Origin of the sequence: Bacillus cereus (assembly GCF_007678085.1) — a bacterium.
GTDB lineage: Bacteria > Bacillota > Bacilli > Bacillales > Bacillaceae_G > Bacillus_A > Bacillus_A cereus_BE.
This window is the reverse complement of sequence record NZ_VEDW01000001.1, coordinates 1,668,870-1,682,632: the sequence shown is the minus strand read 5'-3', so window position 1 is coordinate 1,682,632 and position 13,763 is coordinate 1,668,870. Positions and strand designations below refer to the sequence as shown.

Sequence of the window (13,763 nt, the reverse complement as noted above, 5' to 3'; positions counted from 1 at the left end):
TTACTTATACGATAATGGGCCTTATGTACTCTGTTACAAAAGAAACCACACAAAGCGTTCTGTTTCTTTGTTCCTCATTTTTATATATCGCAAAACATTTTGTTATTCAATAATTCCAATTTCTAGAGCCTTTTGAACGGCTTCTTCTTTGTTACGGACTCCTAGCTTTGTATAAGCTGTGGAAGCATAATTTCTGACCGTACCACTCGATAAATATAACCTTGATGCTATGGTAGTGTATCGAAGTCCTTTTGCTACTAATTGCAATATTTCTATCTCCCTAGCTGTTAGCTCATAAGCGGTTGCTTTTGATTGTGGTGTCTCTTTTTGCTCATCAAACTTCTCAAATATTTTGTGAGACATTCCCTGATCAATTAGTGTCCCACCTTTGTGAATAAGTCGAATCGTATTAGCTAGCTCCAACGTTTCAATAGATTTAAGTAAAAAACCATCCGCACCGTTGCGAAGTGATTCCAACGCCTGTTCGGTATCTTGAAACGTTGTAAAAATCAATACACGGATATGTGGCCATTGTTGCTTAATCTTTTTGGTTGCTTCGATTCCATCCATGTGCTGCATATCTAAATCCATAAGTATAACATGGGGTTGAAGGCGCCCACACAAATCGATGGCTTGATTGCCATCCTCAGCCAAGCCGACTACATTAAAATCTTCATATCTATCGAGTAGTGTCTTCAAACTTTCCCGAACAAATGGCTGATCGTCTACAATTAACAAACGAATAAGTCCATCTTTTATTTCAGTTTGTCGCGGTATGGTACATGTAATAAGCATTCCTTTCTCTGGCTTTGTATATACCGACAATTGACCTTGCAAGTTCATTGCCCGTTCTTTCATCGCATTCATACCGAAGCCTTCCTGCCATTCTACATTTTCTTTCCCATTATCTTGAACTTCTAACCTTGTATATTGTTGTTCAAACTGCAATGAAACTATAATTTCAGTCCCCTGACCATGACGTACTGCATTCGTAAGGGACTCTTGTAAGCAACGAATGAAGGCGATCTTCGCTTGCCGAGACAATTCATATTCCTCTCCGAATGTCCTAAAACTTACATTTACCTGAGCGTGCTCCTGAAATTCGGCTCCAAGATTTTGTAGAGATTGAATCAAGGAAGACGATTGACACGGAGAATCCATTTGATGTAGGTAACCTCTCACGTCCTCGATGCTTTTACGTCCCATTTCAAGCAGAGAATCTAGCCTCTGTATACCCATTTCAGTAGCAAGTTCGGTACGCAACGTTTCCATCCCCATAATAATAGAAGTATAAGCGTGTCCAACTGTATCATGAAGCTCGCTCGACAGCCTGTTCCGTTCTTCTGCCAGTGTAATGCGTTCAATCTGAGACATATATTGCTCAAGTACTGTGTTTTGTTTACGAATTGCTTCATTTTGCTTATGATTGACGATTAATAAATGGAAAGCGAAGCCCATTACATAAGCAAGTCCATAGTAGATAACCATAATCCAATAGCTATTACTTGGCGCAACCGCATAGAAAATTCCAGTTGTTATAAAAACTGTTGTTGGAGCTGTCCAATAATAGGACAAATGCTGACTATTCGCAGCAATCAGAAAAGCCGATATAAGAAATGTAACGTTAGCTTCCGGAAATAAAGAAGTTAAATATATACACAGTCCACCATATAGCAGTATTTCTGTAAACAAGTAATATTTGTAATTGAACAGTAAGGCTACCCATGGAATCGAGAAGGCAATAATTTCCCAAAGAATAATAATCCAAAGTGGCAATGTTAAACTATCCTGAAAATCTAATGTGGTTATGGCGATAGAGACACTAACAAGTATACGGACTCCTAACATAATCCAATCGTACCAAAACCAATACTTAACCATATCTAACAAGTCATTTACCCCCTAAATAGCCTACCTTTTTACTTCCTATATTATAAATTAATCCTTCATGCCTATTATACTTTTAAATTTAAAACTGTGATACTACTCACAGACTGTAGACTTCTATTGATTTAGTTGCTGGATCATGCTACGTGTATAGCCTCCAATTTTCTTTGTCAAACCATCTACTATTCTAATACTAATGGCGATAAATACTATACCTATAAACATTACAAAGAGTGACTTGGCAAAAGTATCTATTTGTATGAATATAATATTCATTTCGATGTGGCGATACAGTAGTGGTGCCAACAGCAACATAAGTGGCATTACATAAAAAATGATTGCACTAATGAGACTGAAAATGCCAATCACTAATTTCTGCATTAACCAAAAGACAGCAGACCAAGTGCGACGATCTGTAAGCACTAATTTCACCTGAGTCCAGTTTGATGTATCCATTTTTATACTTTTATCGTAAGAGTCGGTCGAAATATCAGTATAAATTTTCGTCTGTATACGCTCGAATTGGATAAAAGGTGTAGTAGTCTGTAGTACGCGTATAACTAGTGGAATCCCAATTACCGTAAATGAAAGGGTAAAACTGAATAGCAGAGCTATTAGATAAAAACAAAAATAAAACAATCCTGTAACGAAAGTTAGCAATAAAAAATAACCATTCTGGATGAATCTTGATTTCATAAAGTTCTCGCTCCTATCTATGTAATAACCGAATTGTAATGCTTTTATTGTCATTCTCACTAGTGTAAAAGTGTCATATGACATTTCTAAATGATGTTAAAAGGGGAAAGAAACCTAATTCTGATTAAAAAATACTTGTATTAATCTCCACAAAACAATCCCGTTCTTGCATCTGCAAAAACGGGATTGTTTTGTACTTTTATTTAATATGAGATGGACTTGTTTTTCGAATGTGAAAAATAATATCAAATTGCTCAAGCAATGATTTATCAAAGTATGCCGATTCGTTCGGGAAGATTTGTCCCCCTATACTTAGTAATGGTCTTTTTGCTTTAACCCATTTCTCTGCTTGTCCTTTAAGGTGACGGTTATCCAATAAAAACATGTTATATGGTACTTTTCCAAGGGTATAATTAAAGCTGTTTACATTTTGTGGAATCTCGCGTGTTGTAATCTTACCTCCAGTGGAAGGGTCATATTCGCTATATAAGGTAAAACTCCCCTCCGTAGTTGTACTACCAATGGTGACATAATTAGTGTCTAAACGTTCCTTCAAAAACTGCCCCGCAACATAAGGATATAATTTCTCATCGATAATTCCTTTAGCTATATGAATATTGTGTCCCCATACCATCGTTTTACCACCAAATGTCTCTTGTGCCCACATTGCATGATCGGCCAAGTATTGCTCATGTAGCTTTAACATACTTGGATAGTCGTTAGGAATTAGCATTGTGGTAAATTTCTCTATTGCATTTGCCGTTGCTTTCGCCCAGATGTACTCGGGTGAAACTATTTCTGTGTTGGCTTGATTATTCTCATCTTTTAGTAATCGAGCTACTCTCTCAGCGTTTGCTTTGAACTTTTCTTTTATTTCAGGAGCAAGGTTCATATATTCCTGTGTACTACCATTAAAAGCCGACAATTCTTTATAATTTTCTTCTACTTCTGCCAGTAAATCTGGTCGATGCAGCCTTACATAATCAATTACTTTATTAAAACAACCTTGGTCCAATTCCTTTAAGTCGAGCCCAATAAATTGGATCTTTTTTTTATTGGATGGATCAGCATTATAATCTTTCATCCACTCAATCATGGCTATAATTTCATCAGTAGGATATAACAAGTTTAAAAATTCCCTAGGGTTTCCTTTTCCTGTTTGGATATATTCATTTAGCTTTAAGCCGTTTCCCCAATCTTCTTCCATTGTGAAATTTGTAAAACCCATCTCAGTAACCAAATATTTCACAAGTCGAAACTTCATAGTGAAAATTTCAGAGCTTCCATGAGTATTCTCTCCTAATGCTACATATTGTGCGCTCCCAATCATTTTCTTAAGTGGTTTTAAATCCTCAAATGGTTTTGATGGGTCTATCGTTTTTAATGGGTTAGCCTGTGATTGTATTGATTTAATTATATTTTTTTTGATTGATTGGCCTGAATTTTCGACTGCTACCGTTTGAGCCTTTCCTACTTCTCCACATCCTGTGACTAATAAAGCTGTACTAACCATTGCAATTATTCTTTTCTTATTCATTTTTGCCCACCTCAATTGAATTATTTTTTTTAGCAAGATTGATTCATTGTACTTGCACGAATCAATTGCCTTAATTCAATTGTTATTTATCCCATATCATATTTTCTAGTTACATATTGTCATAAAGTTAATTGACACAGGTCATATGCTAATCATTACACTTTTGTACTATCGGTTATGACAACTTATAAATAATAATTACATTGATGAGTCGCAAGTAAAACTAGATTATGAATTTGGGAGGGGGGGAAAGATGAATGAATCTGTATGCCAAAATATTGTTATTCTAAGTTGTGTCTGTGTAACTGACAAGAAGTAAATTCGATAAACAAGTGAAGTAAAGGGAAAGGGCGGATTACAATGATATTACCCGCAAAATCATTCCATAATAAAGATAAAATCCAACGTGCTAAAATAGGGCTTCAACTCTTTCTGAGTATTTTAATCATTACTTCTATCATCCTAAATGTAGTAGTAATAATTACGAAAAGTATGCCGCTTATTGTGGTATATATGTTTACACCAGCGTTTTCTTCTATTTTGACTCGCATAATACTGAAAGAAGGGTTTAAAGATGTATCTTTTAGTCTCAGTAACTTAAAGATATGGAAGGGCATAGGTTTTGCTCTGCTAATACCTATGGTTATTTGTGGAATTACTTATTGTATCGCCTGGTTGAGCGGCATTGCGAGGTTTCAGCATCCCGAAGGTGGTATGTTAGAACCAATCTACAATATACTTGGACTTCAGTATCTACCGGAACCATTCAGTTTCATTTATCTAGTAGTATTGAGCGGCATTTTCGGAAGTTTACTTAACTTAATCCCAGTTTTGGGAGAAGAAATGGGTTGGCGAGGTTATATGCTCACAAGGCTAGTCGATGCAGAGTTTTCACGGCCCATCCTTATTAGTGGATTGATTTGGGCAACGTGGCATGTTCCGATAGTTATTGCTGGTCTATATGTAGAGGGATCATCTGTCCTATTCTCAGTGCTTGGCATCTATTTTTGTATTGTGCCATTCAGTTATATTACAGCTTATTTACGACTTATCACAGGTAGCGTTTGGCCTTCGGTTATTATCCATACTACTTGGAATGCCATTATACAAGGACCTTTCGCACGTGCAAGTACAGGATATCAAACTGAGATTTGGATTGGAGAATCTGGCTTGATAACCGCTATTATTATCTTAATTACTGCAATAATTACGTCTCGAATAGTAAATCTTACTCAATAGCATACGGATGTGTTGTAAATTTAATTAGTGAAATATAACGAGGCACAATTATGAGTGCTCAAAGACATGAAAGTAATACAAATGAGATTCTTATTTCTGCTGCAAGTGCTATTGAGCAGATGAAGTACGAGATTGCTCGTGAATTAGGAGTCACATTAGGACTGGATACATCAGCACGTGCAAATGGTTCTGTCGGTGGAGAAATTACAAAACGCTTAGTTCGAATGGCAGAAGAACAATTAACAGGACAATATAGGTTACAGTAAGTTAAGGTGATAAACGAAATAATCTATATATTTAGATTATTTTCAGGCTGTGGAGGATATTTTCTCCACAGTCTGTTTTTGTGTAAAAAGAGGAGTAAGGACTTTTAGAAGAAATACAACGGATACTGAATTAAAGCATTGATTCAATCCTTCTGATTTAATCAGTACTCCAGTTGAAGGTTTTGTGGAGCGGAGCAAGCAGTGATCGTTTCTATCAGATGTTTAATGAAGCAAAACCAATGAGGTTTAACATTTTGCAAGAATTAGATAAAATCGCAGTAGAATTAGAACGTGCAGCTGTTAAATTCCGAGAAGCGGATGAATCGTATGACGGAAATTTAGTTGACTCTGATATTCAAGAAGGAGCTATGTATGGAGAAATCCCTCCAAAATTGGAAGAGTCATTTTTTAATAAAAAGGATTTAAATGCTGCGTGGGAAGGACTGATATCCTTAGGTGATAAAGAAACCTGGTTGAATATGCGAGATGCGATTGTAAATTATGAGGAAACTATTCCTGCTGCATTGACACTGTATCAGACACATTTATGAATAATTTTTGGAATGGAGATCTGGAAAGCAGAGAACATTATGCAGCTTACCAAGCCTTGGTGAACTGTAAAATTACGTTTTTCTAGTCGAACCCAGAACCTCTAAATAATGCTGATTGTACATAATCCCTAAGATGTTCCCAAAGGGATCGACCACGGAAGCAGTAATAAACCCCTCACCGCGCTCTGTGGGTGCCTCGTATTCTTTCGCTCCCATAGATATCAGATATTTGAAAGTTGCTGCTACATTATCGACGTGCCAGTACACTACAGCACCGGCCGGTCCGGTCGCTGAACCATTGGGCGCATAGCGGCTATCAATCAGCCCCAGCTCGTGCTGGTAATCGCCAAGACGAAACTCGGTATATCCTGGACGTTCGAAGTAAGGTTCGATGCCCAACAGCTCGGCGTACCACTTCTTTGCCGCTGCTAGATCATCCGTCCAAAAACTGACTGTGGTTAATCCTCGTAATATCTGTGTGTCACTCATAATCGATTTCCTCCTTAATGTTGAGTAGTACGTGCCGATGCTATACTAGATAACAGCTTCTGAATTAACTTCGATTTACTTATGAATATTCCTTTCTATTATTCAAGAAAATGTACCTTTAACCGAATAAAATCACTGGAATTTTTAAATACCTTTATTGTAAATGTAACAATTTTATTTGTAATTAAACAATTGTATTATTACTTAACAGCAGAGGGAATCTACCTATTACTATAATATTGATATCCATTATATACATGAGTATAATAATACTAATAATGTCAGAGCATGTTCTGAACAGTTAGCGTTATAGGGGTATAACAGATGACACTCATTTTTAAAATCATAAAATCGGATTCACTTATATGAAAGATAAAGGTCCTCCTAATTTTAGGCGGGCTTTTATCCTCGAACAAGAATATTTTCAATCGAGAATGGAGGTTTAAAATATGAAAAATATAAAGGGGTTCCTAAAAAATCCATTTATTAAATATACATTGGCCCTAATTTCAGTTATAGCTATAATAAAAACCGGCTATGATTTAGGCTCTTTTATAATAAAATTAAAATACATTTAAATCATAAAAAGAAATTAATCATTTTTAAACAAAAGATTAATTTCTTATTTATCGCAAACTACATTGTAAACAGTCTCGATTTAAAACTTCATACAAACTAAAAATTACACTATGAACACAAACTAAAATCGTATAATTTAATTAACGTAATTTACAAATAACATTTATACATACTAATATTATGTAGTAAGGTTAAAATTCTGACTTTCAATAAAGCTGCTTAACAGTAGACTAAATAAAAAACAATATATTTATAGGGTTAGTAACCAGATCTTGTTAAGTCGTATGTACTATTTTTATTTTAGCGTTGCCCAGAATGTACACCAATTAATCTCGCGAATTACAAGAAAACTATCATTGAAATGAGGCGTGCATTGTGAAGTTAGACGTGAATGAGTTAGCAGAGTATCTTGCCAATACTCCTTTCCGAGTAGAAGGAGTATATCGTTATGCTAAAAATCCAGGTGTGCCTTGTGCTGAGTCTACAGATTCTTTCCCAGGATTTGTATTTCCACTTACAGGGAAGACGCAATTTCAATTTAATGGTACGCCGTATACCCTTTCTCCAGGAAAAGTTATACATGGGGGTGCAAAAATGACATTAGCCCATAAAATGCTTGGTGAAATAAACTGGGAATATATTCTTGTTTTATATCGGATAAGCAATTCAGAACGAGAAGACTCTGGCTTTATTCATCAGCATTTTGAATTATTAACAGGACAATCTCCTCGTCTTGTCGAATTACTTATGCGTCTTTGGGATGTGTATAATCAGCGTGGAGGCATTTCGATGTTTCAGACCGAAATGTTGTTTCGCGAAGCGTTGAATGAAGCTTTATTAAGTGTTGTCAATCGAGAAAACAACTATGAGTCGCATACTTTATTCGAACGAATATCTAGTTACGTTCATAAATACTATTATAAAGATATTACAATACATACGCTTACAGAACAAAATAATGTTAATCGAAATCGTCTTTCTTACGTGTTTAGAAAGCATGCAGGTATGGGGCCAGCAGAATATTTATTGAACTATCGTATAAAGATGGCTCAAAAAATGTTATGTACAAGTGTTGTGCCTGTACAACAAATTGCGCAGGCTGTTGGAATCGCAGACCCTTTTTATTTTAGTAGAGTTTTCAAGAAGCGAGTTGGCATTTCGCCTACTAAATATCGCGAGAAGTTCATCAATAATCCATACTAATGTCAACAGGGGTCCATTCTTATTTGAAAATCACTGTTCTATACTTATGGAGAGTTAAAGGAAACATTGGATTGAAAGAACTTTCATTGAAATCACTCCTTTGTACTATTTGAATGAAAAGTTCTGGCCTGAGCATTTTCTTTTTAAGTGTAATGATGACTTTTTTACTTAGATTACTGTAATATAGTGGAAGTTAAAAATGAGGAGGGATTATTATCCATTACCAACCTATTAAACTAAATGACGAGTTATCTAAAATTAACGATTATTGGTATCCACGAGTGATTGGTGAAATGAATGATGATCAAATTCAGCTTTTTAAGGCTAATGGAGATTTTATATGGCATGAGCATCCTAATACGGATAAGCTATTTATTGTGCTTGAAGGGGAGATGTTCATCGATTTTCGTGATGGACAGGTGAAAATTTCTAAGGGCGAGATGTTTATTGTCCCGAGAGGCGTTGAGCATAAACCTTTCACTGAAAAGGAATCCCACATCATGTTGGTAGAGCCTAAAAGGGAAATAGATTGATAATTGTATCTAATGTTTCGTTGACAGATAAGAAAGTGTAGATAAAATTGAGAAGTTAGGATTTAAATGCTCTATTATGGAATAAAGCATGCATCTTTATTTGATACCCTATTATAGAAATATTATGCATAAACCTTTTCCTTATTAATTCGCCCGTATTCCTATTCTATTATCTAACATAAAAATACATCACTATTTAATAGTGATGTATTTTTATGTTAGAAAGAATCGTTAAACGCAACTATACCTTTTAATTAACAGATTTGCTATTAAAAATCATGGTAAAGATGTACGTAGATATATATAACTAAAGTAATTCCTTTATAAAAAAGTATCCACTTTCTTGTCCTAAAACAAGGATAGAATTAGAAGTCCCCACTTTCTTGTCTAAAAAGTATCCATTTTCATGTCTTTGTACAACATCTAAGAGAGGAGGGAAGTTTAACTTACATCTTCCAAGTGTTCGTTAAATCCCGATTTAATGAACACTTGGATAATATATGTATCTCTATCCCTTCTTTATTTTTTAACTAAAAGAATTAATTATAGGTATAATATTGATGAAGTAATTATTACTTTGTACACAGTTAAGAATATATTTGTATGATGGTGTGATTTTTGAAAGAAGAAAGGAATTATTAACTATAAAGATAAAAAATAATTAAATGTAAGATTAATACAAAAAAGAATGTAGATAAAAATTAAAATACACGAAAAAATAGATTTGATTAGGTTATCAGAAAAAATTTAATAACTTCAATTGTGAAAAGATAGAAAAGGAGCAGAAATACGCTCTTTTTTTATTTATCTTACTATTTTTAGGAGGTTAGTGTGAATAAAGGATGAATCGTATTTTTATTGATGAAATTTCATTAAATATTCTTGTGGAATATATGTGAAACATTGTATAGAATAAGCAAGAATGCCAAAAATTATAGGAGGAAAGTTGTGAAGAAAAATAAGAGTTTAGTAAGTTTTTTAGGGGTGTTTATTATGTTGTTTTCTTTTTGTTTCCAAGGAAATGTACAGGCAGATGTGAATACTGTTCAATCAGGAAAGATAAAGTCAGGAAACGTAACGGTATGGGAAGTTGGAAATGTATCGAAAGTGTTAGCTGATGTGGAACGCTTAAATTTAAATACAGTAAATGTACCGATCCAGGTAGATATTCCGAATGTAACTTCTACGAACATGGTAATTAACCAAGCGCAAAAGAAAAAGGCTATTATTTTTATTCAAGAATTATTAAAGCGTAATATTCAAGTTATAGTGGAACCGTTCCCGTATATTCAGCAAGGAAATGTTGGGGAAACGGAATGGAATCCGAGTAATATTAATGATTTCTTCTGGAATTGGAAAACGGTTATTTTACAAGATATCTTTAATTCGATTACAAGTAAATATAATGTGTATGGACTTAAGATTGCCTCTAATTTTGTGAATATGGAATATGCAGAAGGATACTGGAGCGATACGATTGATTTTGTTCGTCAGCAGTATAAAGGAAATGTTTTATATCAAATGAATTGGTGGTTAACAGCAAGTTGGGATCCTTCTTATGAAGCGAAGTTTGTAGAGAAAATTAATCGTCCGTATTTAAAAAAGGTGGATATTGTTAGTATCGATAGTTGGTTTGAAGTTTCGGGAAAAAGAAATCCATCATACGAAGAAGTGAAGCAAAGTTTATTTGCGACGACAGTGTATAATCGTGGACAAAATGTTGTGCAGCAATTGGAACAATTACATAAAGCAACAGGAAAGCCCGTTTATTTTGGTGGATTTAATGTTCCGGCGCGTGAACTTGGATTGCAAAATCCGTGGAATCCAGATGTAACAAATGTGTTTTCAAAAGACGTACAATTAAACGGATGGCGCGCTTACCGTGATGTATTAGAACCGAAACCATATTTTAAAGGTTTTTCAATTTGGTTTATTGGCTCTCATAATAGTACGCATGCGTATCAAATACAAAGTAAAGAGGCGGAGGCAGTTATTAACGGCTGGTACCGAAAATAATTTTTATTAAATAGGTAAGTTTTGAATTTTACCACATATATTTCTAGTGAAAGGCCTTTCACCATCTTATCACCTAGGGGGCAATCATAATGAAATTTTTGTCTTACCTTACAGTAATTTTGGTGATTCTTGGCGGTTTGAATTGGTTGTTTGTAGCGTTAGATTACAATGTAGTTGAGAAATGGTTTGGTTCTATGCCGGCGCTTGTGGACACTATTTATTGGCTCATTGGTCTTTCTGCTATTTATCAAATTTTTGATCGGTTCTTCACGGACAATTAGCAATTATACTTTATTACTAGAGTGTTAAGTACGATTATGTACTTAACACTTTTTTATATGTTTATAAAAAATAGTTTACACATGCAAGCGATTCCATTGCGTCTTACGCCGTAATAATAGAAAACAAATTGACCACGTATTATATTTTAGGTTATAATTCAGAAAGTTTAAAAATTAATAAAAATGAGAAATAGGGAGGTTTTCAGGGTGATGGAGAGAGTGTATAATTTTTCAGCTGGACCATCAATACTCCCTTTGCCAGTTTTAGAGAAAGTGCAAAAGGAGCTTGTAAATTATAACGGGACAGGCATGTCTATTATGGAAATGAGTCATCGATCTTCTTATTTTCAAAGTATTATAGATGAAGCGAGTAACCTAATTCGTGAATTAATGAACATTCCTGATGAGTATGAAGTACTGTTTTTACAAGGCGGTGCGTCATTACAATTCTCTATGATACCGTTAAATTTAATGAATACGTATAAAAAAGCAGGGTACGTATTGACTGGCTCATGGTCTAAAAAGGCGCTGCAAGAAGCTGAAAAAGTAGGAGAAGTACAAGTGCTTGCTTCTTCTGAACAAGCGAAGTTTACTACAATTCCTAAATTGGATGGTTTACTCAGCGATGAGAAACTAGATTATGTACATATTACAACGAATAATACAATTGAGGGGACGAAATATGTGGACATTCCACATTTAGATACAGTACCGCTCGTTGCGGATATGTCCTCAAATATTTTATCAGAACAATACGATGTTTCGAAGTTTGGCCTTATATATGCGGGAGCGCAAAAGAATTTAGGGCCAGCGGGCTTAACGATTGCTATTATAAAAAGAGATTTAATTGGGGGAGCAGATCGCTCTTGTCCTACGATGTTAAACTATGAAACTTACAGCAAAAATAACTCCTTATATAATACACCGCCGTCCTTTAGTATTTACGTAACGAAACTTGTACTAGAGTGGTTGAAAGAGCAAGGCGGGGTATCTGCGATTGAAGAACAGAATAGAATGAAATCTTCACTTCTTTACAATTTCTTAGATGAATCAAAATTGTTTACTTCACCAGTTGATCTTGCGTATCGATCACTTATGAACATTCCGTTTACAACATCATCAGAAGAGCTGAACAGTGAGTTTTTACAAAAAGCGAAAGAACGCGGTCTTGTTACATTAAAAGGACATCGCTCAGTCGGTGGTATGCGCGCTAGTATTTATAATGCGATGCCAGTACACGGCGTACAGCAATTAGTAAATTATATGAAGGAATTCGAGCTTGAGAATAGATAGGGAGATGGGGATATGTTTCGTGTTCAAACGTTAAATCAAATTGCAGAAAAAGGTTTGCAAGTACTCAGCGGAGATCGCTATGAAGTAGGGGATAGAATGGACCACCCAGACGGTATTTTACTGCGCAGCTATTCTTTACATCAAGAAGATTTTTCAAAAGACTTAAAGGCGATTGCAAGAGCTGGTGCCGGTGTAAATAATATTCCTGTGGAGCGATGTACAGAAAAAGGGATTGTAGTATTTAATACACCAGGAGCGAATGCCAATGCAGTAAAGGAACTTATTATCGCCAGCCTTATTATGTCTTCACGTAACATTATTAACGGAGTAAGCTGGACGAAAAATTTAGAAGGTGATGAAGTACCGCAGCTTGTTGAATCAGGAAAGAAACAATTTGTTGGGTCAGAAATTGCAGGGAAGCGTTTAGGGGTTATCGGCCTTGGCGCAATCGGTGCTTTAGTCGCGAACGATGCGTTAGCTTTAGGAATGGACGTTGTCGGATATGATCCTTACATTTCAGTTGAAACTGCATGGCGCCTTTCTACACATGTGCAAAGAGCATTTAGTTTAGATGAAATTTTTGCAACATGTGATTATATTACACTGCATATTCCTCTTACGAATCAAACGAAGGGGATTATTGGTGAACACGCTGTAGAGAAGATGAAAAAGGGTATGCGTCTATTCAATTTCTCTAGGGGAGAACTTGTAGATGAAAATGTTCTTCAAAAAGCGTTAGAAGAAGATATTATTACGCATTACGTAACGGACTTCCCGAATGAAAATGTGATAAAGATGAAAAATGTAACAGCGACGCCTCACCTTGGTGCATCTACATCTGAATCAGAAGAAAATTGTGCGATCATGGCAGCGCGCCAATTACGTGAATATTTAGAGACAGGAAATATTCGTAATTCAGTAAACTATCCAAACGTCGAGCTTCCGTATATCGGAAAGAAACGTATTACAATCATGCATCAAAACGTTCCGAACATGGTAGGGCAAATTACAGGGTGTTTAGCAGAACATCATATTAATATTGCCGATATGATTAATCGTAGTAAACATTCTTGGGCATACACAATGATTGATATTGATAACGGAATTGATGATATAATAAAAGAGAATATAGTGGAAAATATAAGCAAAATTACAGGTGTTGTAGCCGTTCGAATGATTGTGTAAAGGAGAGA

At 35.2% G+C, this 13,763-nt stretch carries 12 protein-coding genes and 1 pseudogene; 9 read left to right on the top strand and 4 right to left on the bottom strand.

The features are described from left to right. Positions 1–102: 102 nt before the first annotated feature. The 3 genes from FS742_RS08595 to FS742_RS08585 form a co-directional block, all read right to left on the bottom strand. The gene (locus FS742_RS08595) at positions 103–1,890 is read right to left on the bottom strand and encodes a helix-turn-helix transcriptional regulator (RefSeq protein WP_144611969.1); all 1,788 of its coding nucleotides are present in this window, start codon (positions 1,888–1,890) and stop codon (positions 103–105) included. A 114-nt stretch (positions 1,891–2,004) separates the two neighbouring features. After that, positions 2,005–2,583 (bottom strand): sensor domain-containing protein, encoded by a 579-nt coding sequence (locus FS742_RS08590; RefSeq protein ID WP_144611968.1) that lies wholly within the window; start codon positions 2,581–2,583, stop codon positions 2,005–2,007. A gap of 199 nt (positions 2,584–2,782) precedes the next feature. After that, positions 2,783–4,120: an erythromycin esterase family protein gene (locus FS742_RS08585; protein ID WP_144611967.1), complete on the bottom strand. Its 1,338-nt coding sequence runs from the start codon at positions 4,118–4,120 to the stop codon at positions 2,783–2,785. 360 nt (positions 4,121–4,480) lie between these two features. On the opposite strand from FS742_RS08585, the gene FS742_RS08580 reads away from it, so the two are divergent. From FS742_RS08580 to FS742_RS08570, 3 genes and pseudogenes are all read left to right on the top strand, one after another. Then, positions 4,481–5,359, top strand: a complete 879-nt coding sequence (locus FS742_RS08580) for a CPBP family intramembrane glutamic endopeptidase (protein ID WP_144611966.1) — start codon at positions 4,481–4,483, stop codon at positions 5,357–5,359. 50 nt (positions 5,360–5,409) lie between these two features. Next, positions 5,410–5,625 carry an alpha/beta-type small acid-soluble spore protein gene (locus FS742_RS08575; protein WP_144611965.1) on the top strand — a complete coding sequence of 72 codons (216 nt, stop codon included), beginning with the start codon at positions 5,410–5,412 and terminating at the stop codon, positions 5,623–5,625. Positions 5,626–5,843: 218 nt separating this feature from the next. Next, positions 5,844–6,226 (top strand): annotated as a pseudogene (locus FS742_RS08570) (WXG100 family type VII secretion target); the annotation flags it as partial. Between the two features lie 22 nt (positions 6,227–6,248). Here the strand turns inward: FS742_RS08570 and FS742_RS08565 are convergent. Next, positions 6,249–6,665 (bottom strand): VOC family protein, encoded by a 417-nt coding sequence (locus tag FS742_RS08565; protein WP_087959005.1) that lies wholly within the window; start codon positions 6,663–6,665, stop codon positions 6,249–6,251. 954 nt (positions 6,666–7,619) lie between these two features. Between FS742_RS08565 and FS742_RS08560 the strand changes: the two genes are divergently transcribed. From FS742_RS08560 to FS742_RS08530, 6 genes are all read left to right on the top strand, one after another. After that, on the top strand, positions 7,620–8,447 hold the full coding sequence (locus FS742_RS08560; protein ID WP_144611964.1) for a helix-turn-helix transcriptional regulator: 828 nt from the start codon (positions 7,620–7,622) through the stop codon (positions 8,445–8,447). A 293-nt stretch (positions 8,448–8,740) separates the two neighbouring features. Then, the gene (locus FS742_RS08550; protein WP_000997181.1) at positions 8,741–8,980 is read left to right on the top strand and encodes a cupin domain-containing protein; all 240 of its coding nucleotides are present in this window, start codon (positions 8,741–8,743) and stop codon (positions 8,978–8,980) included. A gap of 948 nt (positions 8,981–9,928) precedes the next feature. Continuing rightward, on the top strand, positions 9,929–10,996 hold the full coding sequence (locus FS742_RS08545; RefSeq protein WP_144611963.1) for a glycoside hydrolase family 113: 1,068 nt from the start codon (positions 9,929–9,931) through the stop codon (positions 10,994–10,996). Positions 10,997–11,085: 89 nt separating this feature from the next. After that, positions 11,086–11,277 (top strand): DUF378 domain-containing protein, encoded by a 192-nt coding sequence (locus tag FS742_RS08540; RefSeq protein WP_000670803.1) that lies wholly within the window; start codon positions 11,086–11,088, stop codon positions 11,275–11,277. Positions 11,278–11,487: 210 nt separating this feature from the next. Continuing rightward, a complete protein-coding gene (gene serC, locus FS742_RS08535; RefSeq protein WP_144611962.1) occupies positions 11,488–12,570 on the top strand; it encodes a 3-phosphoserine/phosphohydroxythreonine transaminase in 1,083 nt (360 codons plus the stop codon). 12 nt (positions 12,571–12,582) lie between these two features. Then, a complete protein-coding gene (locus FS742_RS08530) occupies positions 12,583–13,755 on the top strand; it encodes a 3-phosphoglycerate dehydrogenase family protein (protein ID WP_144611961.1) in 1,173 nt (390 codons plus the stop codon). Positions 13,756–13,763: the final 8 nt, after the last annotated feature.